Source organism: Mycobacterium sp. G7A2 (genome assembly GCF_041902445.1).
Lineage (GTDB): Bacteria > Actinomycetota > Actinomycetes > Mycobacteriales > Mycobacteriaceae > Mycobacterium.
Genome location: NZ_CP169251.1, coordinates 4745783 through 4768274, shown reverse-complemented (window position 1 = coordinate 4768274; position 22492 = coordinate 4745783). Strand labels below are relative to the sequence as shown.

Below are 22492 nucleotides of genomic sequence, written 5' to 3'. Positions count from 1 at the left end.
TCCTTTCGCTGGTCGAGGTGCTACAGGGTCGGTGGGAGCCGGTGGTGCGCGGCCGCACCGGCGAGCGGGAGCAGCGACTCCCACGTGTCGCGCAGGATGCCGACGCCGCGCCGGATGCGGTCGGGGTCGCCGGTGAACGGCACTCTGATGAATCGTTCGTGCGCTCCGTCGGTGCCGAACTTGGAGCCCGCGGTGATCCGGACCCCGCGACGTTGCGCGGCCTGTGCCAGCGCCGAACTGATCGGGGCTCCCAGCCCCACCCACAGCGAGAGCCCGCCGCGGACGACGGGGATGTCCCAGTCGGGCAGCTGGGTGCGCAACAGTTCGGTGAGCAGGTCGCGTCGATCGCGCAGCAGCGCGCGCCGGTGGGTCAGGAAGTCGTCGTAGTTTGCGAGCACGTCGGCGGCGACCGTCTGGTCGAGTACCGATGTGCCGAGGTCACCGGCGGGACGGGCGCCGACCATCCGGCTGAGCAGAACAGGGTCGGCGCGGACCCAGCCGATGCGCAGCCCACCCCAGATGGTCTTGCTCAACGACCCGACGCTGACCACGGTGCCGGCCGAGTGCCGGCCGGCCAGACAGGCGAACGATGGTGGCGCGCTCGGCCTGTCGATGTCGAGGTCGGCGGTGGTCTCGTCGACGAGCAGCAGCGTCCCGCTCCGGCGTGCCGCATCGAGGACCCGCTCGCGGACCGCTTCGGGCATCGTTGCACCGGTCGGGTTGTGAAAGTCCGGAATCAGGTACGCGAGCTGCGGTCGCACGCGCGTGACGACGCTGGCGAGATGCTCGCCGTCCCAACCGAGATTCGACACCGGCGTGCTCGCCAGGCGGCCGCCGGCGGTGAGAACGGCCTCGTAGGCATGGGGGTAGGTCGGTGCTTCGACGACGACGTTGTCCCGGTGCCGCAGCACTGTTCGGCACACCAACGCGATGGCGTGCTGGGCGCCGACGGTGATCATGATCTGTTCGGCGGTTGTCGGGGCACCCAGCGCGCAGTAGCGCTCCGCGATCTGTTCCCGGAGGTGCCGTTCCCCCACGAGATCGAAACCCGGGTGCGCCAGGATGGTCGTCGCGGCTTCACCGGCGCGGCGTAAGACGTCGCTCAGTCCGGGGACCGGCGGGGGAACGGCGCGCGCGAAGTCGACCTCGGTTCCCGACGTCGCGGTGGGGGAGGTGGGCAGCACGGCGACGCTGCCGGAACCCCGCACGCTGATGAGATGTCCGCTGTCCCGCAGGGCGCGGTAGGCGGCGACCACGGTGGTGCGGCTGCGTCCGAGGGCGTCGGCCAGTTCCCGCTCGGCGGGTAACCGGGTGTAGGTGGCGATGCGGCCGTCGTCGAGCAGGAGGGCGATGCGCGCGGCCAGCGCGCTGTACACCGCATCGCCGACCTCCCACTCACCCAACAGCGCGACCAGTTGCCTGGCTCCGATGTGTGCCCGGGCGAGAGACCGCGTCATCGCCGGGCAGGTCCCAGATCGAGCAGCCAGCCTCTCCGGTCCGGGATCGTGCCGTGCTGGATGCCGGTGAGCTGCGCCCTGAGTTCCCTTGCCATGGAGGCGCTTCCGCTTGCGCGGGTGGCGATCACCGTGTCTTCGGTGACGAGTTCGGCGATCGGTGTGATCACCGCGGCAGTGCCCGCGGCGAACACCTCGGTGAGCTCACCCGTGGTGGCCGTCGCTTTCCACTCCGCGATGCTGATCGGCCGCTCCTCGACCCGATGGCCGCGATCGCGAGCCAGTTCGATCACGCTGTCGCGGGTCACCCCGGCCAGGATGGCCCCGTTCAACGGCGGCGTGACCAAGGTTCCGTCGGCGAAGACGAAGAAGATGTTCATGCTGCCGGCTTCCTCGACCCAGGTACGCGTGGCGGCGTCGGTGAACAGCACCTGCTGGCAACCGTGTGCCTTGGCCTCGGTCTGGGCCACCAGCGCGGCGGCGTAGTTACCGCCACACTTGGCTGCGCCCGTGCCGCCCGCGCCGGCGCGGGAATGACTCGGCGACAACCACAGTGAAATCCCGGACTCGGCGTCGTCGAAGTACGAGCCGGCGGGGCTGGCGATCACCCCGTACGTCGCGTGCCGGGCCGGTCGCACACCGAGGAGAGCCTCCGTGCCGATGACGAACGGCCGCACGTACAGGCTGTCTCCGGGCCGGTCGGGCACCCACGCGGCGTCGACGAGGGCCAGCTGGCGGATCGATTCGACGAACAACCCGGTGGGCACGGCCGGCAAGGCCAACCGTGCCGCCGAGGCGGCGAACCGCCGGGCATTCATGTCGGGCCGGAACAGGCGCAGGTGACCGTCGCGGTGGCGGTACAACTTCAAACCCTCGAAGATCTCCTGCCCGTACTGCAGCGCCGTCGCGGCCGGATCCATCGGCAACGGCCCGTAGGGCACCACGCGCCGGTCGTGCCAGCCGTTTCGCTCGCTGAAGTCGACGAGCACCATGTGATCGGTGAAGTGCGCGCCGAAGCCCGGGGCGGCCAGCACCGCCGCCCGGTCTCGCTCGGAGCGGGCGGCCGGATTGAGAGTCACGCGGAAACCACCGTGGGCAACGGTGTCGGGCGCGTGCAGCGTCTGCTGGGTCACGCTCGTCTCCTCCTCAGGATCGGTCGGACTGCCCAGTCAACGTGATCCAATCGCCGCTGTCAGCGGCCAATTCGGCGAAAGTGGACTGGTCCACCGCTGCGGGATTGGCGCTGCCCGCAGGTCGGGCGGGCGTGCAGAATGCCGCGCATGGCCATCGAACGACCCGAACGCCGGTTCTGGCGGGTCTACGAACCCGTGCACGCCGTCTGCTACTTCGACCCGGCATTCGCCGCGGCCATGGTCGAGGCGGGGCTCACCGGCGGCTGGAACGGCTACTTCGCCGGTCGCGCCTTTCCGCTCGGCGCTCCGCCTGCGCAGGTGGTGACCGCGCTGTTCTACGGGTTTGCACCGGCGATGGTGGCCCGTGCCGTCCCCAAGATCTGGAACCGGATCACCCCCGCCGGTGTGCGTGAGGCGCGCTTCGCGGCCGCCGACGCGGTGGTGGGGGTTCACGCGGCGGCCGGGTCCACCGACGACCTCCGCCGGGTCACCGCCAACGTGGAACGGGTGGTCGACTCGCTGGCGGTCGACGGCCGAGCGCTGGCCGGCGCGTGGCAGTCGGTGGCGCGTCCGGCGTCGTGGTGTGCGCGCCTGTGGTTGGCGGTGACGGCGCTGCGGGAGCACCGCGGCGACGGGCATGTGGTCGCCGCGACCGCGTGTGGCTTGACCGGTCTGCAGGCATCGATCACCCATGTCGCCACCGGAGCGCTGGATCGCGATGTGCTGCAACGTAACCGGGGTTGGACGGACGAGCAGTGGGCGAAAGCGATCGAGGAGCTGCGGGAGCGCGGGGTGCTCAGCGCCGACAGCGCGCTCACCGGCGCAGGCGTGGCGTTACGCGAGAACGTGGAGCGGCTCACCGATGACCTGGCGACCGGCCCGTGGCGCGCGCTCGACGACGCCGAATGGACCATGCGCACCCTCGGCCGGCTCGCCACTGTCCTCGTCGATCGCGGAGTGGTGCCCGTGCCCAATCCGATGGGGGTTCCCCGGCCCGCCTAACGCCCCGGTGCCCGCGGACCGTCGTGCGTGACGACGACGACTTCGGGGGTCTCGGAGCTCGTCTGGCGCAGCTTGTGCGGACGTGATGCATCCAGATAGGCGCTGTCACCCGTCTCGAGCGCAATGACGTCGCCGTCGTAGCTGAGCTCCACACTGCCGCGATGCACGAAGATCAGTTCCTGGCCCTGGTGCGACGCATGAGGGTGGGTGGTGAACTGCCGGCCCGGCCGGACGAGGAACGGGACCATGGTCTTTCCCAGCATCGCTGCGGCGATCGGGTGGTGGCGCTCGGCCGCGCCGACGGGTGCCCGCTCGATGCAGATTCGCGCGGCGGACGGGTCATCGTTGAACAGCTGCGCGACGTCGACGCCGAGGGCGCGGGAGATCCGTAGCGCCGCCGCGATCGACGGATTGCTCTGCCCGCGTTCCACCTTGGACAGGTAGCTCTTCGTCAGCCCGGTCTCTTCGGCGAGATCGTCCAGCGTCAGTCCGCTCTGCTGGCGTACCGCTCGGAGGAGGGTGCTCACCGCGCCACCCTAGCATTTCCGATATGACACAAAGTGTCCTATAGTGAACGCGTTGTCATTTCATCCACCGGAAGGGAGCCTCGTGACCACAACCATGAGCACAGCCAAGACCGACTTGATGAAGCGAGCGTTGGACGGCATGAAGCGCAACGTCGCGGAGTCCCCGCTGACGGTCCGCGAGAAAGTGGCGCTGACTTGCCGTGCGCTGTTCGATGCCGGGCACGACTCCGGTCTGGCGGGGCAGATCACCGCCCGTGCCGAAACGCCTGGCACCTACTACACCCAGCGACTGGGACTGGGCTTCGACGAGATCACCGCCGGCAATCTGCTGCTGGTCGACGAGGACCTCACCGTCCTGCAGGGCGAAGGAATGGCGAACCCTGCCAACAGGTTCCATTCGTGGATCTATCGGGCGCGTCCGGATGTCCACTGCATCGTGCACACCCACCCCTTTCACGTCGCTGCCCTGTCGATGTTGGAGGTGCCGCTTGTCGTCTCGCAGATGGACATCGCGCCGCTCTACGACGACTGTGCCTTCCTGCCCGAGTGGCCCGGAGTTCCGGTGGGAAACGAGGAGGGTGAGATCATCTCGGGCGCGCTGGGTGACAAGAAGGCCATCCTGTTGGCCCATCACGGCCACGTCGTGGCGGGCTCGAGCGTCGAAGAGGCATGTTCACTGGCGATGCTGATCGAGCGCGGAGCGAAGCTGCAACTGGCTGCGATGGCGGCGGGCACGATCGCTGAGCTTCCGGATCGCCTGGCCCGAGAAGCCCACGACTGGACGCTGACACCCAAGAGAAGCCAGGCCAACTTCGCCTACTACGCCCGCAGAGCGTTGGTTCACCATCCCGACGCATTGACGAACTGACCTTCCACCCCAACAGAACGGAGCCACCATGTCCCAATTCGATCCACTGCAAGGAATTGTCGCCTACCCGATCACGCCGTTCACCGATGGCGGCGACGCTGTCGACACCACCGAGCTCGCCGCGCTTGTCGAGCGATTGGTGACGTCTGGCGTGCACGCCATCGCCCCGCTCGGGAGCACCGGTGAGTCGGCGTACCTCACCGAAGCGGAGTTCGATGCCGTGGTCGACACCACGGTCGCCGCCGTCGACGGCCGGATCCCGGTTGTCGTCGGGGCCTCGGACCTCACCACCGCCAACACGATCCGCCGCGCCAGGTACTCCGAGCGCGCAGGTGCCGACGCGGTGATGATCTTGCCGGTGTCCTACTGGAAGCTCACCGACCGTGAGATCGCCCAGCACTACACCCGGGTCGCGGCCGCAGTCGACCTGCCGATCATGGCCTACAACAATCCGGCTACCAGCGGCATCGACATGTCCCCGCAACTGCTGGTGCAGATGTACGCCGACATCGACAACGTGACGATGGTCAAGGAGTCCACCGGCGACCTCTCCCGGATGCTGCGCATCAAGGAGCTCACGGATGGGGCGCTGCCCTTCTACAACGGCAGCAATCCGTTGGTGTTGGACGCGTTGAAGGCCGGCGCCGCCGGATGGTGCACTGCGGCACCGAACCTTCGCCCGCAGCCGTGTATCGACCTGTATGCGGCGGCGTCGGCCGGTGACTACCGGAAGGCCCAGGCGATCTATGACGACCTGGCGCCGCTGTTGCGGTTCATCGTCGCGGGCGGTCTGCCGACCACGGTCAAGGCCGGCCTGGACGTGCTGGGTCGCGGCGCCGGCGACCCGCGGGCACCGTTGCTGCCGCTGGACATCGAGGGTCGCGCGGAACTCGCGGCGATGCTGGATATTCCCCGGCCCGCCTGACCGAACGCCTCAGCTCTGGGCGGCTACCAGGGAATGCAACGTGATGTCCGGGTTGTCGCGCTGGAAACCCTGGAGCCGCCACGGAGTGGAGAACAGCACCAGCATCACCCCGTCGGAGCGGGTCAACACCTCCGCCGACACCTGCTTGTTCATGAACTCGGCGTCCTCGGGGTCGACGATGCGGGCCACCTGGTAGGGCAACGGTTCCAGCGCGATCGGGGCGCTGAGTTCGGTGGCCATCCGGTGGGTGGCCACCTCGAACTGCATCGGGCCGACGGCCGCGAGCACGGGAGCCTGTTCGCCGCGCAGGTCGGATCGCAGCACCTGCACCACGCCCTCCTGCTCGAGTTGTTCGATTCCCCGGCGGAACTGCTTGTGCTTGCTCGGGTCGGTGCCGCGGGCGACTGCGAAATGCTCGGGGGAGAAGCTCGGGATCGGTGGAAACTCCACGGGCACATCCCGATACAACGTGTCGCCCGGACGCAGCGCGGCGGCATTGGCCAGGCCGATCACGTCGCCGGGCCACGCGGTGTCGAGCGTCGAGCGCTGCTGGCCGAACACCGACTGCGCGTACTTCGTCACGAACGGTTTGCCGGTGGCCGCATGGGTGAGGACCTCACCGCGTTCGAAGGTGCCCGAACACACGCGCGCGTAGGCGATCCGGTCTCGGTGCGCGGAGTCCATTCCCGCCTGGACCTTGAACACGAACGCACTGAACGGCGACGCGACGGCGCGCCGATTGCCGTCGACGTCCACCGCGCCGGCGGGCGCCGGGGCGAGCTCGACGAGGACATCGAGGAGCTGGTTGACCCCGAAGTTCAGTGCCGCGGAGGTGAACAGCACCGGTGAGGCTGCGCCGCTGCGGAACTGGTCCTCGTCGAAGTCGGACCCGTCTGCGGAGAGCAGCTCGGACTCCTCGACAGCGGTATCCCAGTCCACTCCCGCGGCGGCGTGGGCGTCGGAGGCGGCGATGTGTTCCTCCGGTGCCGCGGTGGCGCCGCCCGCGGTGCGGGTGAAGCGGATGAACATCCCGGACCGGCGGTCCAGCACGCCCCGGAAGTCCCCGGCGATGCCCACCGGCCACGTCAGCGGGGTGGTCCGCAGCCCGATGCGCTCGTGGATCTCGTCCATCAACTCCAGGGCGTGTCGGCCCGGCCGGTCCCACTTGTTGATGACGGTGATGATCGGGATGCCCCGGTGCTTGCAGACCTGGAACAGCTTCAACGTCTGTGGTTCGAGCCCCTTGGCGGCGTCGATGAGCATCACCGCGCAGTCCACCGCGGTCAGCACCCGGTAGGTGTCCTCGGAGAAGTCGGCGTGGCCGGGCGTGTCCAGCAGGTTGATGACACAGTCCCGGTACGGGAACTGCAGTGCCGTCGAGGTGATCGAGATGCCTCGGGCCTTCTCCATCTCCATCCAGTCCGACACGGTCGAGCGGCGACCCGCCTTGCCGTGGATGGCGCCGGCCTCGGTGATCACCCGCGCATGCAGGGCCAGGGCCTCGGTGAGCGTCGATTTACCGGCGTCGGGATGGCTGATCACGGCGAAGGTGCGGCGGCGCTGCGCTTCGGCGGCGATGCGAGCGGTGGCGCGGTCACCGCCGCCGGTGGTGGTCGGCGAGGCGGCGTCGAGGGCAGAGTCGGTCATGTCAGAGGAAATGGTATGGCCGATTCGGCGTCGATCCGTAATCGAGCCGCGGGCCGCGCCCGGGAGCGCGTTTTGACCTGCGCAGACACCCCCGGGTAGGCTGCCACGTTGGCGTGTGCTGGCCTTGCGGCCACAGGTCGCCTCGGGTCCCCGCCGGTCGCCGAGGTCGTGCTGACGTGCACGCCGGACCGGCACCCGGGATCACCCCGGGATCCACCCGAGTAAGAGGAAGAGGTACGCGCTGTGCCTACGTACACGCCGAAGGCGGGTGACACCACGCGTTCGTGGTACGTCATCGACGCCACCGACGTGAGGCTCGGCCGGCTCGCCGTAGCAGCTGCCAATCTGCTGCGCGGCAAGCACAAGCCGACGTTCACGCCCAACGTCGACGGCGGTGACTTCGTCATCGTCATCAACGCCGACAAGATCTCCGTCAGCGGTAACAAGCCGCAGCGGACGTTCCACTACCGCCACTCGGGTTATCCCGGTGGTCTGCGCCGCCGCTCGGTCGCCGAGATGCTGGAACGGCATCCCGACCGCCTCGTCGAGAAGGCGATCGTCGGCATGCTGCCGAAGACCAAGCTCGGCCGCCAGATCCAGAAGAAGCTGCGCGTGTACACCGGATCGGAGCATCCGCACACCGCTCAGCAGCCGATTCCGTACGACGTCAAGCAGGTGTCCCAGTGACTGAATCCGACTTCACCGAAACCGCCGCGGTGCCCGAGCCGATCGAGACCGCCGAGGCCGTCGAGGTCCCCGAGGCCGTCGAGGTCGCTGAGGGCGCCGAGACCCCCGTGGCTGTCGAGGACGCGGTGTTCGCCGACGACCACGATGCCCACGTCGCGGCCGACCCGTTGCTGTTCGACCGTCCGATCCAGACCGTCGGCCGCCGCAAGGAGGCCGTGGTGCGGGTGCGCCTGGTGCCCGGCACCGGACAGTTCCACCTCGACGGGCGCACGTTGGAGAACTACTTCCCCAACAAGGTGCACCAGCAGCTCATCAAGGCTCCGCTGGTGACCGTCGACCGCCTCGAGCAGTTCGACATCTACGCCCACCTCGACGGTGGCGGCCCCTCCGGGCAGGCCGGCGCGCTGCGGTTGGCGATCGCCCGTGCGCTGATCCTGGTCCAGCCCGAGGACCGTCCGGCGCTCAAGCGGGCCGGGTTCCTGACCCGTGATCCGCGCGCCATCGAGCGCAAGAAGTACGGCCTCAAGAAGGCGCGCAAGGCGCCTCAGTACAGCAAGCGCTGATCTCAGCACGGCATGGCGCCCGGTTCGTTCGCATCGCGAGCGGCCGGGCGTCAGTCGTCTGTACGGGTTTGCACAGCGAACTCGCAGCGGCAGTTCTGGTAACGCGCTATTGCGGTGTGAACTGTGTTGATGCCGGTTCAGCTACCTAGTCACCCTCACCGACGGGTCGTTTGCGGGACCGGACCGACGCTATCTGGCCGAGCGCAGCTTGAATTCCCCGGCCGGGTTCGGACAGCCTCGATTGCGGAGCGCGGCAACGACAGTCCGCGGCTCCGCGACTGAGAAGGAGTGAATTGATGAGCTTCGTGAAGAACGCCGCAGCGGGTGCCGTCCTCGGAGGGTCGGTGCTGTTCACCGCGGGACTCGGCGTAGCGAATGCGCAGCCCGTCGAGACGACCCCGGACGGTCTTGTGAACATCGCCGTCGGCGACACGACGATCCTGCAGGGCGTGCCCACCGACGCGGCCGCCGCCACGGCGGGGGCCCTCTGTGCCAGCGCCCCCGAGGACGTCAACGCGCTCGCCGAGCAGGTCGATGCCGACGGCACCGACCAGACCGTGTGTGCGGGCCTGCCGGGTGGCGATCTGATGCTCACCCAGAACGTGAGCGCAGAAATGGAGCAGCCTGAGGCCGGCGCTGCGGACGACGCTGGTCAAGAGGCTGGGTAAGTAGCAGCCGACTCACCGCCCACACCCGCACCGGGTGTGGGCGGTGAGCTCTGTTCGGGGCTCGGCGTGGGAGAATCACGCGGTTGTATCGATCCGGCGACGGCACGGACCGGCCTGTCGCCGGTTGGCTTCCTCGCGGGCGGCTGTGAGAGGTTGGCACGATGGCTCGACTGTTCGGCACCGACGGAGTGCGCGGCGTCGCCAACCAGGACCTGACCGCTGAGCTCGCGGTAGCGCTGGGGGCGGCCGCGGCCCGGCGGCTCATCAGAACCGGCGCGACCCGCAGGCGGGTCGCGGTCGTCGGTCGGGACCCGCGCGCCAGCGGGGAGATGCTGGAAGCTGCGGTGATCGCCGGGCTGACCAGCGAAGGAGTGGATGCGCTGCGGGTCGGCGTGCTGCCCACCCCCGCCGTGGCGTATCTGACCAGCGCCTACGACGCCGACTTCGGCGTGATGATCTCCGCGTCGCACAACCCGATGCCCGACAACGGCATCAAGATCTTCGGCCCCGGCGGCCTCAAGCTGGACGACGCGACCGAGGATCGCATCGAGGAGCTGGTCCGTCAGGGCCCGGGCAACCGCCCGACCGGCGCGGGAATCGGGCGAATCGTCGACGCCGAGGACGCGTTGGAGCGTTATCTGCGCCACGTCGGCAAGGCCGCCACCACCCGGCTCGACGGATTGACCGTGGTGGTCGACTGCGCGCACGGTGCCGCGTCGACGGCCGCGCCGGACGCCTATCGGGCGGCCGGCGCCACCGTGGTGCCGATCCACGCCGAGCCGGACGGGTTGAACATTAACGACGGGTGCGGCTCGACGCACATGGAGACGTTGCGCGCGGCCGTGGTCAGCCACGGTGCCGATCTGGGCCTGGCCCATGACGGTGACGCCGACCGCTGCCTGGCCGTGGCCGCGGACGGCACGGTGATCGACGGTGACGCGATCATGGTGGTGCTGGCCCTGGCCATGCAGGAGGCCGGCGAGCTGGCTTCCGACACGCTGGTGGCGACCGTGATGAGCAACCTGGGTCTGCACCTGGCGATGCGCGCGGCCGGTGTGCAGGTCCGCACCACCGGTGTCGGCGACCGCTATGTGCTCGAAGAACTCCGTGCCGGTGAGTTCTCGCTCGGCGGCGAGCAGTCCGGCCACATCGTGCTGCCGGCGTTCGGCACCACCGGCGACGGCATCGTCACCGGGTTGCGGCTGATGGCCCGGATGGCCCAGACCCGCCGAAGCCTGGCCGCGCTGGCCGAACCGATGCAGACGCTGCCTCAGGTGCTGATCAACGTCGAGGTCACCGACAAGGCGGCGGTGGCCCGAGCGCCGTCGGTGCAAGAAGCGGTCGCCCGGGCGGAGGCCGAGCTCGGCGACACCGGACGGATCCTGCTGCGCCCCTCGGGCACCGAGCAGATGGTGCGCGTGATGGTCGAGGCGGCGGATGAGGACACCGCCAGACAATTGGCGGCGCGGGTGGCCGAGTCGGTCAGCGCCCAGAACTGAGGGAACCGATCGCGGGTCGCCCGCGTCTGATCTCGTATGGGATCGGCTGGGGCGACGCGGGTGGACACCGCAGGACTGCGCGCGATGGCGCGCGAATACGACACGGCATCGGCGATCATCGACGCGGCGGTGCGTAACCAATTGGGAAGTCTACGTTTCGGCGCCGCGCTTTCGGGCCGTGCCTACGCCGCGCACGGCGGCGAGCTGGCCACGGCCCTCGCCGAGCTGTCGACGGCGCTGCGTCTGTGGTCGCGCGCCGCAGCCGAGATCGCTGTGGCATTGCAGAACTCGGCGATCCGGTACGGGGCGGCCGCTGACCGGTCGGCCGACCAGATCGCCGCACATGGCTGAGAAGCGTGACGTCACAGCGCGATTGGCCGACGGCATGCCAGCGGTACTGACGGTGCAACAGTATGTCGCCGCCAGCGCGCAGGTGGGGTACCGGCACCCCGACCTGACCGTGCACGCGGGCCAGTTGCAGGACTGGTACCGCAGCGAGGACGGCATGGACCTCGAAGCGCTGCTCCACGATTGCGGTGTGCTCGAGGCGGCCGCATCTGCCGCGGACGAGGCCGTCCAGGTGCAGGACCGGCAACGCGCCGCGCTGCCGGACATGTGGCAGGGAGTCGGCGCGGCCACGTCCGCGGAGTTCCTGCGCCGTCACAGTGACGCATCGGCCACGGTGGCGGCCGCCCTGCATACGGCGCGCGAGGCGATGGAGGCGCTGCGGGAACAACTCTGGGAAGCCGTTGACGACAAGGTCGGCGCGGTGATCGAGATCGAGGGCAGAGCCGCCACGACGCGGACCGACTGGTCGGCGGCCGCTGCGACCGTCACGTCCGGTGTGGGTGACCGGTCCACGGCCGGCGAGCTTGTCGACCACGCGGTGAAACCGTTCGTGGACAGCGTGATTCGCACCGACTGGCTCGCAGCGATGCGGACCGCGATGTCGTCGGTCAGTACCGCGTATCAACAGGCCACGGGCGACATCGCGGGAGCGCGGCTTGCCGATTTCGCGATTCCCGGTGATCTCGGCCCCGTGTGGAGCGCCCCGACACCGCCGAGCGGTGACCGGCCCGATGAGGAGCCATGGTCGGTGGCATCGATGCCGGCTCCGGCTCCGGCGCCGGTTGTCGGTTCGGCCGGCGGCGTCACCGCTCCCGCGGTACCTGCTCCTGCCACGGTGCCCGCCGCGTGGCCGGCACCCGCTCCGGCTGATATGTCTCCTGCGCCCGCGGAAGCGGCTCCGCCTGCCATGTCGTCACTGGGTTCGGCGGGCCCGGCGCTGCCCGGGCTCGGCGGGGGCGGCGGTCTGTCCGGTTTGGGTCAGCCGTTCACCGACGCGCTGACCGGGCTCGGCGGGGGCGGCGGTCTGTCCGGTTTGGGTCAGCCGTTCACCGACGCGCTGACCGGGCTGTTGGGCGGCGGCGGTGGCCTGCCGGAGCCCGCACCTCTCGACGTTCCCGAATTGGACGACCCTGTCGACACCGTGGAGGACGAGGACGAGGACGCCGACGAGGACGCCGACGAGGACGACGCCCACGAGGACGACGAGGACGACCAGGACCCCGAGGGCGACGCCGGTGAGGGCCCGGGGCAGGACCCCGACGAGCCCCCCGGGGGCGAGCCCGAGGAGCCGGGAGAGGGTGCCGCCGCCGAACCGATGCCCGCGCCGACACCGCCGCCTCCGCCGCCCCCGCCACCGCCGGCCGAGCCACTGCCGCCGGTGGCGGAGACCGAGGTCGACGAGCGGACTCCGTGCGAGATCGCGGCCGACGAACTACCGCAGGTCGGCGAAGCGCAACCTAGCGAGCCAGGTGACGGCTGATCACCAGCCGCTGAATCTGGTTGGTGCCCTCGAAGATCTGCATGATCTTGGCCTCGCGCATGTACCGCTCCACCCGGTAGTCGCGGGTGTAGCCGGCCCCGCCGAACACCTGCACGGCATCGGTGGTCACCTTCATCGCCGCGTCCGTCGCGATGAGCTTGGCGACCGACGCCTGGCGCGAGTACGGCATCCCGGCGTCGCGGCGGCGGGCCGCGTCGAGATAGGTGGCCCGTGCGGCGTCGACCGCGGCGGCCATGTCGGCGAGCAGGAATCCCAGCCCCTGATGGTCGATGATCCTGCGGCCGAACGTCGTTCGCTGCTGACTGTAGGAGACTGCCTCGTCGAGGGCGGCCTGCGCCAGCCCGACGGCCACCGCGGCGATACCGAGGCGCCCGGAATCCAGTGCACTGAAGGCGATCTGCAGACCCTGCCCCTCGGACCCGATGCGCCGGTCAGCTGGCACGAATGCGTCGTCGTAGTGTGCGGCCGTGGTGGGCACCGCATGCAGCCCCATCTTCTCTTCGGGTCTGCCGAACGTGAGGCCGGCGGTGTCGCGGGGCACGAGGAAACACGAGATGCCCTGCGAACCCTCCGCGGTGCGGGCGAACAGGTTGTAGAAGTCCGCGATCCCGCCGTGGGTGATCCACGCCTTGGCGCCGGTGATCCGGTAGCCGTCGCCGTCGGCGGTGGCTCGGCAGCTCAGGGCGGCGGCGTCCGACCCGGCCTGTGGTTCGGAGAGGCTGTAGGCGCCGATCGTGGCACCGCCCAGCATGTCCGGTAGCCAACGCTGCCGCTGTTCGTCGGTGCCGAAGGACATCAGCGGATGACACGAGAGGCTGTGCACACTGACCGCGACGGCCACGGCCGCCCAGCGGGCGGCAAGTTCCTCGAGTACCTGCAGGTAGACCTCGTAGGGCTGCCCGCCGCCACCCCACCGCTCGGGGTAGGGAAGGCTCAGCAGCCCGGCTTCGCCGAGCGTGGCGAACACGCCTTCGGGATAGGTCTCGTGCTTCTCGTGATGGTCGACGATCGGCGCGAGGGTCTTGTCGGCGATCTGTCGCGCGAGCTCGACGACGTCGCGGGCCTCGTCGGTCGGCAGCAGCCGGTCTACAGCCATACCGCGAACAGTACTATAGGACGTTCTGCAGTACTATCGAGCGGGTGACCAGGCCAGCGTTCGCCACCCGGCGGCGGACCGAATTGTTCGACGCGCTGGTCGCGCTGTTGCTGGCCGAGGGTTTCGCGCATCTGACCCTCGACGACATGGCCGCACGGCTGCGCTGTTCGAAGTCCACGCTCTACACGCTCGCGGCGAGCAAGGAGCAGCTCGTCCAGGCGGCGACGGTGCACTTCTTCCGCTCGGCGACCGAGTTCGTCGAGGACCGGGTGGCGGCCACCACCGGTGCGCGGGACCGGATCGCCGCCTATCTGTCCGCGGTCGGGGCGGCACTGGACCCCGCCTCCGAGCAGTTCATGACCGACCTCGACGGCTTCGCTCCGGCTCGGGCGGTCTACGAGCAGAACACCGGCATCGCCGCCCGCCGGGTGCAGGAACTGATCGCCGAAGGCGTCGCGGCCGGCGACTTCCGTGACGTGCATGCCGCGTTCGCCGCCGATCTGGTTGCCGCGGCGATGGTGCGCATCCAACAGCGCGTGGTGCGGCGCACCACCGGGCTCGACGACGCCGATGCCTACCGCGAGCTCGCCGCGATAGTCACCGCGGGCATCCGAGCCTGATGGGCAGGGTATTCCTGTCAGTTTGCTGAACGGGCAGTCCGCAACGCTGACAGCGTCGAATACCTGACGACCACTCAGGCGAGCGAAGGCGGTATTCGATGACTGACCGATACGACGTAGTGGTGGCCGGCGGTGGGCCGGCTGGATCGGCGGCCGCCTGGCAGGCCGTCCGGAACGGGGCCCGCGTGTTGTTGTGTGACAAGGCGGAATTCCCGCGGGACAAGCCGTGCGGCGACGGACTGACTCCACGCGCGGTGAGTTACCTGCAGAAGATGGGGCTGGGTGACGAGGTGGCTCGCTTCCACCGGCTCAACCGCGCCACCATCTTCAGTCCCAGCGAATGGGAGCTGTCTTTCCCGAACCGGCCCGGGATGCCCGACCACGGCCACGGCATCCGCCGCACCCAGTTGGACACCATGCTGATCGACCACGCCGCATCGGCCGGGGCCGACGTGAGGCAGGGTGAGGAGGTTGTCGGTGCCGTCACCGACGAGGACGGCCGCGTCACCGGCATCACGCTGAAGGGCGGCGAGCAGGTGCGTGCCGACGCGGTGATCGCTGCAGACGGCGCCTATTCGCCGGTCAAACGCTCACTGAAGCTGGACAGTCGCTATCACGGTTACTCAGCCATCGCGATACGTGCCGAGATGTCCGCGGTGCGCCCCGACTCCGACTCTCTGGACATTCATCTGAAGATCTCCCACCGCGGCGATCAACTGCCCGGCTACGGCTGGGTGTTCCCTCTGGGCGACGGACGGGTCAACGTGGGGCTGGGTTACGTGAACAGCTACCGGCACTGGAAACAGATCAACGCAGCCGAGTTGCTGGGACAGTTCATGGCCACTTTGCCGCCTGACTGGGAGCTGCCGCCGGTCGGCGCTCTGCAGAAGTCCAAGGCGTTGCAGGGCTGGCGGTTACCGATGGGTTTCACGGCCTGGCCGCCCTGGCGCCCGGGCGTGCTGTTCGCCGGTGATGCGATGGGCGCCGCCCGCCCGGTATCGGGTGCCGGGATTTCCAAGGCGCTGCAATCGGGGCTGGCCGCCGGGGAGTGCGCGGTCGCCGCGCTGGCCAACGGTGGGCCCACCGACTTCACCCACTACGAGCAGGCGGTCAACGCGACGTGGGGCCGCGAGTACCGGCGCGGGAGAATGTTCCACCGCTTGGTCGGCGTGCCCGCCCTGACCACAGCCGGGCTCACGGTGCTGGACAAAGTGGCTCACCCCCGGTTCCGCGCGCGACTGCTGTTCTGGGAGAACACCCTGTCGGGCAGTTGAGGCCGGCTGTCAGTCGGCCAGGTTGAAAGCCTTGACGATCTTGGTCGGCCGCACGCGCACGACCAGTTCACCAGGCACTCCGTTGCGGCGGCCGAACTCCTGGGCGCGGTCGGCACCCATGTAGCGGCCGCCGATCCGGGTGGCGGTGGCGACCAGCTCCTCGGGGTCCTCGCTGAGCGTCACCTCGCCCTGCACCTGGACGAACGAGAACGGCGGCCGTTCGTCGTCGACGCACACCACGACCCGCGGGTCCCGGCGCAGCGCCCGGCCCTTGGCGGTGTCTTTGCCCGTGTTGAAAACGAGCTCGCGGCCGTCGACGACGAACCACACCGGCGCGACCAGTGGCCGCCCGTCGGCGGCGACGTAGCCCAGCTTGGCGGTGCGGGTGCCCTCGGCGAGGAATTCGATGACGTCGTCGGTCAGCTCAGCCATGGACTCAGCCTACGGTCGTCGTCAGGGCAGCAGCTTCTGCAATTCCTCGACGAAGCCGACGGTCTCGCGGCGATCACCCGACAACGGATGCACCAACAAGGTCGTGACGCCGGCATCGGCGAAGGCGGCTACTCGCTCCTTGACGAAGCCGGCCGGTCCGACGAGCGAGACCTGCCGAACCAGGTCATCGGGAACCGCGTCGATGGCCTCGGCCTTCTTGCCCGCCAGGTACAGATCCTGGATGTGGTCGGCGACCTCACCGAACCCGTACCGCGTGGCCAGGCTGTGATAGAAATTCCGGCCGCGTGCCCCCATACCGCCGATGTAGAGCGCCAGCTGCGGCTTGGCCCACGACAGCCGTTCGTCGACGTCGTCGCCGATGGCCAGGCTCGCGCTGACCATCACGTCGAGCGGACCCAGGGCCGGGTCGCGTTTGGCGGCACCGGCGCGCAGCGCGTCACCCCAGACCTCGTCGGCCTTCTCCGGGTAGAAGAACACCGGCTGCCACCCCTCGGCGATCTCGGCGGTCAGCTCGACGTTCTTGGGTCCGAGCGCAGCGATCGTGATCGGGATGCGCTCGCGGACCGGATGGTTGATCAGCTTGAGAGGTTTGCCCAGGCCGGTGCCCTTCTCGGCGGGCAGCGGAAGCTGGTAGTGCTTGCCGTCGTAGGCCAGCCGCTCCCGTCGCCACACCTGCCGGCAGATGTCGACGACCTCCCGCGTACGCCCGAGCGGTGCGTCGAACGGGAGACCGTGAAAGCCCTCGATGACCTGCGGGCCGGAGGTGCCCAGTCCCAGCCGGAAGCGGCCGTCGGAGACGTAGTCGAGGCCGGCGGCCGTCATCGCCATCAGAGCGGGGGTGCGGGTGTAGATCGGGACCACGCCGGTGCCCAACTCGATGCGGGAGGTGCGGGCGGCCAGGAAACCCAGCTGGCTGATCGCGTCATAGGAGTAGGCCTCGGCCACCAGGGCCAGGTCGACCCCGAGCTTCTCGAGTTCGACGACCTCGTCGACGGCCTCCAGGAAGCCGCCCGCGTAACTCAGGAAGATGCCGGTGCGCATCACCAAGTTATATACCCCAACCGGTTGGTTGGGCGCGCGTGGGCGGGATGCTACGGCTTGAGCAGCGCGACGACCTTGTTCTCGAGGTCCACGGGATCGTCGGCGAACGGGTCCATCACCGGCGCCTTCGGCAGCTCGACCTCGGCATCGGCGAAGTCGCGGTACTCCTTGTCGCCCGCGAGCTGGTACAGCAGATATCCGGTCATCAGCGCCCGCACGGTTTTCTGCGAGCTCTTGTCGGCGCCGGGCAGTCCGACGACACGGCCCAGCCGCCGGCCCTCCACCAGGCCGCCGGACTTGGCTTTGGGTGTCGAGCGCAGGGTGGCGGATTTCCACACCCGCGCCAGCTCGACCGCGTTGGATCGCAACGTCATAGGGTCACCGGGGGCGGTCAAGATCAGCCCCGGCACCGTCAGGGTGGCCGCAGGTTGCTCGGCAGGCGGGCTGCTGACCGTGGGATAGGCCGCGAAGGCCGCTTTGACTCTGCTCGGCATCCCCGCCGCGGCGAACACCGCCGCCGACGCACCGAAGCCGTGACCGGCGACCCCGAGCTTCTCGGGATGCACGCTGATGTCGCCGGTGCCCAGGCGCACGCCCGCGATGATGTCGAGCGCGGTGCCCATGTCATAGGCCAGATTCAGTGCCGACGGGGCGAACCCGATCTCGGTGTCGACACCGGCCGCGACGATGCCCCAGGAAGCCAGATGCTCGAGTGTCGCGTGGTAGCGGTGTGCCGATGTGATCCAGTCGTGAGCGAACACCACTCCAGGCAGGTTCGTACCCGCCGCCGGGGTGTAGACGACCCCGGGCAGACCGGCAAAACCCAGGTCACCCCGCATGACGCGCTGTGGACCGCGCCGGGTCAGCGCGCCAAAGAGCTTCTTGGTACTCGCCACCCGAAGACCGTAGCCCACCAGGGTTCGAGGTGCTTCTGCCGTACCCTGGTTGCCTATGTGCGGAATCGTCGGCTACGTCGGGCAGCGCCCTGCCTGCGAGATCGTCGTCGATGCGCTGCGCCGCATGGAGTACCGGGGTTACGACTCGGCAGGCGTCGCGCTTCTCGACGGTAGTGGTGGGCTCATCGTGAGTCGCAAGGCGGGTCGCGTGGCGAACCTGGAAGCAGCGCTGGACGAGGCCGGTATCAACGGCGCCAGCGGAGCGACCGGGCTCGGACACACCCGGTGGGCGACGCATGGCAGGCCCACCGATCGCAACGCCCACCCGCACCGCGATGCCACCGGCAAGGTCGCGGTCGTGCACAACGGCATCATCGAGAACTACGCCGCGTTGCGTCACGAGCTGGAGCTCGCAGGCGTGGAGTTCGCCAGCGACACCGACACCGAGGTCTCGGTGCACCTGGTGGCGCGCGAGTTCGCCCACGGCAGGCACGCCGGCGATTTCGCGGCGTCGGTGCTGGCCGTGCTGCGCCGCCTGGAGGGGCATTTCACCCTGGTGTTCGCCCATGCCGACGAGCCGGGCACGATCGTGGCTGCGCGCCGCTCGACCCCGCTGGTGCTCGGTGTGGGCGACGGCGAGATGTTCGTCGGCTCCGACGTCGCGGCGTTCATCGAACACACCCGCGAGGCCGTCGAGTTGGGCCAGGACCAGGCGGTGGTCGTCACCGCCGGGGGCTACCGGATCACCGATTTCGACGGTAACCCCGCCGTGGCCGATGTCGACTACCGCAGGTTCCACATCGACTGGGACACCTCGGCCGCCGAGAAGGGCGGCTACGAGTACTTCATGCTCAAGGAGATCGCCGAGCAGCCCGACGCGGTGTCGGACACACTGTTGGGCCATTTCGTCGACAACCGCATCGTGCTGGACGAGCAGCGCCTGTCGGACCAGGAGCTCCGCGACATCGACAAGGTCTTCGTCGTCGCCTGCGGCACCGCCTACCACTCCGGGATGCTGGCCAAGTACGCCATCGAGCACTGGACGCGGCTGCCGGTCGAGGTCGAACTGGCCAGCGAGTTCCGGTATCGCGATCCGGTCCTGGACAGCCACACGCTGGTCGTGGCGATCTCACAGTCCGGTGAGACCGCCGACACGCTCGAGGCGGTGCGCCACGCCAAGGAGCAGAAGGCCAAGGTGCTGGCGATCTGCAACACCAACGGCAGCCAGATTCCCCGGGAGTGCGACGCGGTGCTCTACACGCGCGCCGGACCGGAGGTCGGGGTGGCCTCGACGAAGACGTTCCTGGCCCAGATCGCCGCCAATTATCTTGTCGGGCTTGCCCTCGCCCAGGCGCGCGGCACCAAATACCCCGACGAGGTGGCCCGCGAGTACCACGATCTGGAAGCCATGCCCGAGATGATCTCGCGGGTGCTGGCCACCTCCGAGCCGGTGATGCAGCTGGCGCAGCAGTTCGCTCCGTCGCCGACGGTGCTGTTCCTCGGTCGCCATGTCGGGTTCCCGGTGGCGCTCGAGGGAGCCCTCAAGCTCAAGGAGCTGGCATACATGCACGCCGAGGGCTTCGCGGCCGGCGAGCTCAAACACGGCCCGATCGCGCTGATCGAGGACAACCTGCCGGTGATCGTGGTGATGCCGTCGCCGAAGAACGCCGCGATGCTGCACGCCAAGCTGTTGTCGAACATCCGGGAGATCCAGGCCCGCGGGGCCATCACGATCGTCATCGCCGAGGAGGACGATGACACGGTGCGGCCCTACGCCGATCACCTGATCGAGATCCCTTCGGTGCCAACGCTTTTCCAGCCGCTGCTGTCGACCATTCCGATGCAGCTGTTCGCTGCCGGCGTGGCCCGGGCTCGCGGCTACGACGTGGACAAGCCGCGCAACCTGGCCAAGTCGGTGACCGTCGAGTAGTAACGCCGAAGCATGTGGGTTCGATAAGAAAAGTATGAGTTTTCTGGCAGCTTGGTCGCCGCTGCCGTGGCTCCTCTGACGAATCCGGTGCGACCGCGCTTATCTGCGCAAACAAAGGTCGGGAAATCACATGCTGGAACACCATGGGTACGAACGCAGCGGTCGCTGCACGGTGAGCCCACGCCGCGACGGTGACGCGCTGGTGCTGCACGTCGCCGGCGATCTGGACGTGCTCACCGCGCCGACGCTGATGACACACCTGGACGTCGCGTTGAGCGGCGGTGCTGCGCTGCTGATCGTCGACCTCCTCGACGTCACGTTTCTGTCCTCGGCGGGAATCAGCGTGCTCGTCGAGACGCACCGCCTGACCGAACCGGCGGGGGTGTCGCTGCGGGTGGTCGCCGAGGGGCCGGCGACGAGCAGGCCGATGCGCCTGATGTGCGTCGACCAGATCATCGACCTCTATCCGACCCTCGAGGACGCGCGAGCCGGACGACCGGCCACCGCGACCTGACTCAGCCGCGAGGCGACTGCTGGTACAGCACCAGTCTCCACCCATCGGCTGTGCGGTGATACACCGACGACATCGCCGCCACGAACGGTTCGGGCTGTCCGTCCCGGTGCGCGGTGCCGGTGTAGACCAGCGCGGCGGTGTCCGCGGAGATCTCGATCACCTGCACGTCGGTGATGTCATAGCGCGACCACGGCGGCGACTGGCCCAGCGCCGCCGTCACGGTCGCACGGTCCATCACCATGCCGTTGGCCAACACCATGACCGCGTCGTCGGTCATCAGCGAGCCGTAGAACTGATCGCCGGTGCCGTCGCACAGCGACCGCCAGCCGGCGTGTTCGAGTTCGAGCAGTTCACTCAACGTCATGCCTGTCGTCATACCCACTGTGCTCCATGACCAGAACGTCGCCGCGTAGCGTGGAACTCATGCGGTCCTACTACACCGCCCAGCAGATCCGTGACGCCGAGGCGCCGCTACTGGCCGCGCTGCCCGACGGGGTACTGATGCGCCGCGCGGCGTTCGGGCTGGCCACCGCGATCAGCCGGGAGCTGGGAACTGTCAACGGTCGCACCGTGTGCGCAGTCGTCGGTTCCGGCGACAACGGCGGAGACGCGCTGTGGGCGGCGACGCTGCTGAAGCGTCGCGGTGCCGGTGCCCGCGCGGTCCTGCTCAACCCCGACAACGCGCACCCCAAGGCGCTGTCCGCATTCCGCGCCGCCGGTGGCCGCATCGTCGAAACCGTGCCAGCGGCAACTGATCTGGTGATCGACGGCGTCGTCGGAATCTCGGGCTCAGGTGCGTTGCGGCCGAATGCGGCCGAGGTGTTCGCCGCCGTGGAGCAGGCCGGTATCCCCGTCGTCGCCGTTGATCTGCCCAGCGGTCTGGACGTGCACACCGGGGCCGCCGAGGGGGCCCACGTCGACGCCGCGCTGACCGTCACGTTCGGCGGACTCAAACCGGTGCATGCGCTCGGACGCTGCGGCAGGGTCGAACTCGTCGACATCGGGCTGGACCTGCCGCCCTCGGACATTCTCGGGTTCGAGGCCGCCGACGTCGCCGCGCGCTGGCCGGTGCCCGGACGTGCCGACGACAAGTACAGCCAGGGCGTCACCGGCGTGATGGCAGGGTCGTCGACGTACCCCGGGGCGGCGATCCTGTGCACCGGTGCGGCGGTCGCGGCCCACTCGGGCATGGTGCGTTACGCGGGAACCGCGGCGGGCGAGGTGGTTTCGCACTGGCCCGAGGTGATCGCCACACCCAGCCACGCCACCGCGGGCCGGGTCCAGGCCTGGGCGGTGGGACCCGGGCTGGGCACCGACGAGGCGGGCGCGTCCGCGCTGTGCTTCGCGCTCGAGTCCGATCTGCCGGTGATCGTCGACGCCGACGGGCTGACGATCTTGTCGGCGCACCCGGAGCTGGTGGCCGATCGGGAGGCGCCCACGGTGCTGACACCGCATGCCGGCGAGTTCGCCCGTCTGGCGGGGTCGCCGCCGGGCGACGACCGCATCGCCGACACCCGCAAGCTCGCCGATCGGTTGGGGGTGACCGTCCTGTTGAAGGGCAACGTCACCGTCATCGCCGAGCCCGGGGCCGGGCCGGTCTACCTCAACGTCGCCGGCAATTCCTGGGCGGCCACCGCGGGCTCGGGTGACGTGCTCACCGGGGTCATCGGAGCGCTGCTGGCCGGCGGTCTGCCGCCGGGTGAGGCCGCAGCAGCGGCGGCGTTCGTGCACTCGCGCGCCGCCGAGGCGGCGGCCTGCGATCCTGGTCCGGCTCCGGTGCCGACGTCGTCGTCGCAGATCCTGGCGCATCTGCGCACAGCGTTGGGTTCGATCCTCTAGAAATAGG

At 69.2% G+C, this 22492-nt stretch carries 23 protein-coding genes; 14 read left to right on the top strand and 9 right to left on the bottom strand.

Annotated elements, in window-relative coordinates; all coding sequences use genetic code 11:
* Positions 1-20: 20 nt before the first annotated feature.
* Positions 21-1457, bottom strand: coding sequence for a PLP-dependent aminotransferase family protein (locus ACEWX3_RS22585; protein WP_207065557.1), 1437 nt, complete (start codon positions 1455-1457; stop codon positions 21-23).
* Positions 1454-2587 (bottom strand): branched-chain amino acid aminotransferase, encoded by a 1134-nt coding sequence (locus ACEWX3_RS22580; RefSeq protein ID WP_374157752.1) that lies wholly within the window; start codon positions 2585-2587, stop codon positions 1454-1456. Before ACEWX3_RS22580 ends, ACEWX3_RS22585 begins: the two co-directional genes overlap by 4 nt.
* Before the next feature lie 147 nt (positions 2588-2734).
* Between ACEWX3_RS22580 and ACEWX3_RS22575 the strand changes: the two genes are divergently transcribed.
* On the top strand, positions 2735-3589 hold the full coding sequence (locus tag ACEWX3_RS22575; protein ID WP_374157751.1) for a hypothetical protein: 855 nt from the start codon (positions 2735-2737) through the stop codon (positions 3587-3589).
* Here the strand turns inward: ACEWX3_RS22575 and ACEWX3_RS22570 are convergent.
* Entirely contained in the window at positions 3586-4116 is a 531-nt protein-coding gene (locus ACEWX3_RS22570; RefSeq protein WP_152515808.1) for a helix-turn-helix domain-containing protein, read from the bottom strand. The genes ACEWX3_RS22575 and ACEWX3_RS22570 overlap by 4 nt on opposite strands.
* 94 nt (positions 4117-4210) lie before the next feature.
* Here ACEWX3_RS22570 and ACEWX3_RS22565 point away from each other — a divergent pair, with 94 nt between their 5' ends.
* Entirely contained in the window at positions 4211-4984 is a 774-nt protein-coding gene (locus ACEWX3_RS22565; RefSeq protein WP_374159923.1) for an aldolase, read from the top strand.
* 28 nt (positions 4985-5012) lie between these two features.
* Positions 5013-5909: a dihydrodipicolinate synthase family protein gene (locus tag ACEWX3_RS22560; protein WP_374157750.1), complete on the top strand. Its 897-nt coding sequence runs from the start codon at positions 5013-5015 to the stop codon at positions 5907-5909.
* A gap of 9 nt (positions 5910-5918) precedes the next feature.
* On the opposite strand, the gene ACEWX3_RS22555 is transcribed toward ACEWX3_RS22560, so the two are convergent.
* Positions 5919-7556 carry a peptide chain release factor 3 gene (locus tag ACEWX3_RS22555; protein ID WP_374157749.1) on the bottom strand — a complete coding sequence of 546 codons (1638 nt, stop codon included), beginning with the start codon at positions 7554-7556 and terminating at the stop codon, positions 5919-5921.
* Positions 7557-7799: 243 nt separating this feature from the next.
* On the opposite strand from ACEWX3_RS22555, the gene rplM reads away from it, so the two are divergent.
* From rplM to ACEWX3_RS22525, 6 genes are all read left to right on the top strand, one after another.
* Complete coding sequence (rplM, locus tag ACEWX3_RS22550) at positions 7800-8243, top strand: 50S ribosomal protein L13 (RefSeq protein ID WP_152515811.1); 444 nt, start codon at positions 7800-7802, stop codon at positions 8241-8243.
* A gap of 125 nt (positions 8244-8368) precedes the next feature.
* Positions 8369-8806 carry a 30S ribosomal protein S9 gene (gene rpsI / locus ACEWX3_RS22545; protein ID WP_221350824.1) on the top strand — a complete coding sequence of 146 codons (438 nt, stop codon included), beginning with the start codon at positions 8369-8371 and terminating at the stop codon, positions 8804-8806.
* A 296-nt stretch (positions 8807-9102) separates the two neighbouring features.
* Positions 9103-9474, top strand: coding sequence for a hypothetical protein (locus ACEWX3_RS22540; RefSeq protein WP_207065554.1), 372 nt, complete (start codon positions 9103-9105; stop codon positions 9472-9474).
* A gap of 161 nt (positions 9475-9635) precedes the next feature.
* Positions 9636-10973, top strand: a complete 1338-nt coding sequence (gene glmM / locus ACEWX3_RS22535) for a phosphoglucosamine mutase (RefSeq protein WP_207065553.1) — start codon at positions 9636-9638, stop codon at positions 10971-10973.
* A gap of 36 nt (positions 10974-11009) precedes the next feature.
* A complete protein-coding gene (locus ACEWX3_RS22530; RefSeq protein WP_374157748.1) occupies positions 11010-11324 on the top strand; it encodes a type VII secretion target in 315 nt (104 codons plus the stop codon).
* The gene (locus ACEWX3_RS22525) at positions 11317-12801 is read left to right on the top strand and encodes a hypothetical protein (RefSeq protein WP_374157747.1); all 1485 of its coding nucleotides are present in this window, start codon (positions 11317-11319) and stop codon (positions 12799-12801) included. The genes ACEWX3_RS22530 and ACEWX3_RS22525 overlap by 8 nt, the downstream gene beginning before the upstream one ends.
* Here ACEWX3_RS22525 and ACEWX3_RS22520 read toward each other — a convergent pair.
* Positions 12779-13918, bottom strand: a complete 1140-nt coding sequence (locus ACEWX3_RS22520) for an acyl-CoA dehydrogenase family protein (protein ID WP_374157746.1) — start codon at positions 13916-13918, stop codon at positions 12779-12781. The two genes, ACEWX3_RS22525 and ACEWX3_RS22520, sit on opposite strands and share 23 nt — an antisense overlap.
* Before the next feature lie 35 nt (positions 13919-13953).
* On the opposite strand from ACEWX3_RS22520, the gene ACEWX3_RS22515 reads away from it, so the two are divergent.
* Both ACEWX3_RS22515 and ACEWX3_RS22510 read left to right on the top strand, forming a co-directional pair.
* On the top strand, positions 13954-14538 hold the full coding sequence (locus tag ACEWX3_RS22515; RefSeq protein WP_207065631.1) for a TetR/AcrR family transcriptional regulator: 585 nt from the start codon (positions 13954-13956) through the stop codon (positions 14536-14538).
* Positions 14539-14636: 98 nt separating this feature from the next.
* The gene (locus ACEWX3_RS22510) at positions 14637-15812 is read left to right on the top strand and encodes a geranylgeranyl reductase family protein (RefSeq protein ID WP_207065549.1); all 1176 of its coding nucleotides are present in this window, start codon (positions 14637-14639) and stop codon (positions 15810-15812) included.
* 9 nt (positions 15813-15821) lie between these two features.
* On the opposite strand, the gene ACEWX3_RS22505 is transcribed toward ACEWX3_RS22510, so the two are convergent.
* From ACEWX3_RS22505 to ACEWX3_RS22495, 3 genes are read right to left on the bottom strand one after another with little or no spacing between them, the layout of a single operon-like run.
* Positions 15822-16244, bottom strand: a complete 423-nt coding sequence (locus ACEWX3_RS22505) for a PPOX class F420-dependent oxidoreductase (protein ID WP_152515818.1) — start codon at positions 16242-16244, stop codon at positions 15822-15824.
* 21 nt (positions 16245-16265) lie between these two features.
* Positions 16266-17306, bottom strand: coding sequence for an LLM class F420-dependent oxidoreductase (locus tag ACEWX3_RS22500; RefSeq protein WP_207065547.1), 1041 nt, complete (start codon positions 17304-17306; stop codon positions 16266-16268).
* A 50-nt stretch (positions 17307-17356) separates the two neighbouring features.
* Entirely contained in the window at positions 17357-18202 is an 846-nt protein-coding gene (locus ACEWX3_RS22495) for a dienelactone hydrolase family protein (protein WP_374157745.1), read from the bottom strand.
* A 55-nt stretch (positions 18203-18257) separates the two neighbouring features.
* On the opposite strand from ACEWX3_RS22495, the gene glmS reads away from it, so the two are divergent.
* Positions 18258-20132: a glutamine--fructose-6-phosphate transaminase (isomerizing) gene (gene glmS, locus ACEWX3_RS22490; RefSeq protein ID WP_374157744.1), complete on the top strand. Its 1875-nt coding sequence runs from the start codon at positions 18258-18260 to the stop codon at positions 20130-20132.
* 130 nt (positions 20133-20262) lie between these two features.
* Positions 20263-20646 carry an STAS domain-containing protein gene (locus ACEWX3_RS22485; protein WP_207065544.1) on the top strand — a complete coding sequence of 128 codons (384 nt, stop codon included), beginning with the start codon at positions 20263-20265 and terminating at the stop codon, positions 20644-20646.
* Position 20647: 1 nt separating this feature from the next.
* On the opposite strand, the gene ACEWX3_RS22480 is transcribed toward ACEWX3_RS22485, so the two are convergent.
* Positions 20648-21022: a nuclear transport factor 2 family protein gene (locus ACEWX3_RS22480; RefSeq protein ID WP_374157743.1), complete on the bottom strand. Its 375-nt coding sequence runs from the start codon at positions 21020-21022 to the stop codon at positions 20648-20650.
* Between the two features lie 47 nt (positions 21023-21069).
* On the opposite strand from ACEWX3_RS22480, the gene ACEWX3_RS22475 reads away from it, so the two are divergent.
* Positions 21070-22485 carry an NAD(P)H-hydrate dehydratase gene (locus ACEWX3_RS22475; RefSeq protein WP_374157742.1) on the top strand — a complete coding sequence of 472 codons (1416 nt, stop codon included), beginning with the start codon at positions 21070-21072 and terminating at the stop codon, positions 22483-22485.
* Positions 22486-22492: the final 7 nt, after the last annotated feature.

Bases quoted from the DNA above. Each gene is read 5' to 3' on its own strand.
- ACEWX3_RS22585 (WP_207065557.1), bottom strand. From the start codon at position 1,457: ATGACGCGGTCTCTCGCCCGGGCACACATCGGAGCCAGGCAACTGGTC.
- ACEWX3_RS22575 (WP_374157751.1), top strand. From the start codon at position 2,735: ATGGCCATCGAACGACCCGAACGCCGGTTCTGGCGGGTCTACGAACCC.
- ACEWX3_RS22565 (WP_374159923.1), top strand. From the start codon at position 4,211: ATGAGCACAGCCAAGACCGACTTGATGAAGCGAGCGTTGGACGGCATG.
- ACEWX3_RS22560 (WP_374157750.1), top strand. From the start codon at position 5,013: ATGTCCCAATTCGATCCACTGCAAGGAATTGTCGCCTACCCGATCACG.
- ACEWX3_RS22555 (WP_374157749.1), bottom strand. From the start codon at position 7,556: ATGACCGACTCTGCCCTCGACGCCGCCTCGCCGACCACCACCGGCGGC.
- ACEWX3_RS22540 (WP_207065554.1), top strand. From the start codon at position 9,103: ATGAGCTTCGTGAAGAACGCCGCAGCGGGTGCCGTCCTCGGAGGGTCG.
- glmM (WP_207065553.1), top strand. From the start codon at position 9,636: ATGGCTCGACTGTTCGGCACCGACGGAGTGCGCGGCGTCGCCAACCAG.
- ACEWX3_RS22530 (WP_374157748.1), top strand. From the start codon at position 11,010: ATGGGATCGGCTGGGGCGACGCGGGTGGACACCGCAGGACTGCGCGCG.
- ACEWX3_RS22525 (WP_374157747.1), top strand. From the start codon at position 11,317: ATGGCTGAGAAGCGTGACGTCACAGCGCGATTGGCCGACGGCATGCCA.
- ACEWX3_RS22520 (WP_374157746.1), bottom strand. From the start codon at position 13,918: ATGGCTGTAGACCGGCTGCTGCCGACCGACGAGGCCCGCGACGTCGTC.
- ACEWX3_RS22510 (WP_207065549.1), top strand. From the start codon at position 14,637: ATGACTGACCGATACGACGTAGTGGTGGCCGGCGGTGGGCCGGCTGGA.
- ACEWX3_RS22505 (WP_152515818.1), bottom strand. From the start codon at position 16,244: ATGGCTGAGCTGACCGACGACGTCATCGAATTCCTCGCCGAGGGCACC.
- ACEWX3_RS22500 (WP_207065547.1), bottom strand. From the start codon at position 17,306: ATGCGCACCGGCATCTTCCTGAGTTACGCGGGCGGCTTCCTGGAGGCC.
- glmS (WP_374157744.1), top strand. From the start codon at position 18,258: ATGTGCGGAATCGTCGGCTACGTCGGGCAGCGCCCTGCCTGCGAGATC.
- ACEWX3_RS22485 (WP_207065544.1), top strand. From the start codon at position 20,263: ATGCTGGAACACCATGGGTACGAACGCAGCGGTCGCTGCACGGTGAGC.
- ACEWX3_RS22480 (WP_374157743.1), bottom strand. From the start codon at position 21,022: ATGACGACAGGCATGACGTTGAGTGAACTGCTCGAACTCGAACACGCC.
- ACEWX3_RS22475 (WP_374157742.1), top strand. From the start codon at position 21,070: ATGCGGTCCTACTACACCGCCCAGCAGATCCGTGACGCCGAGGCGCCG.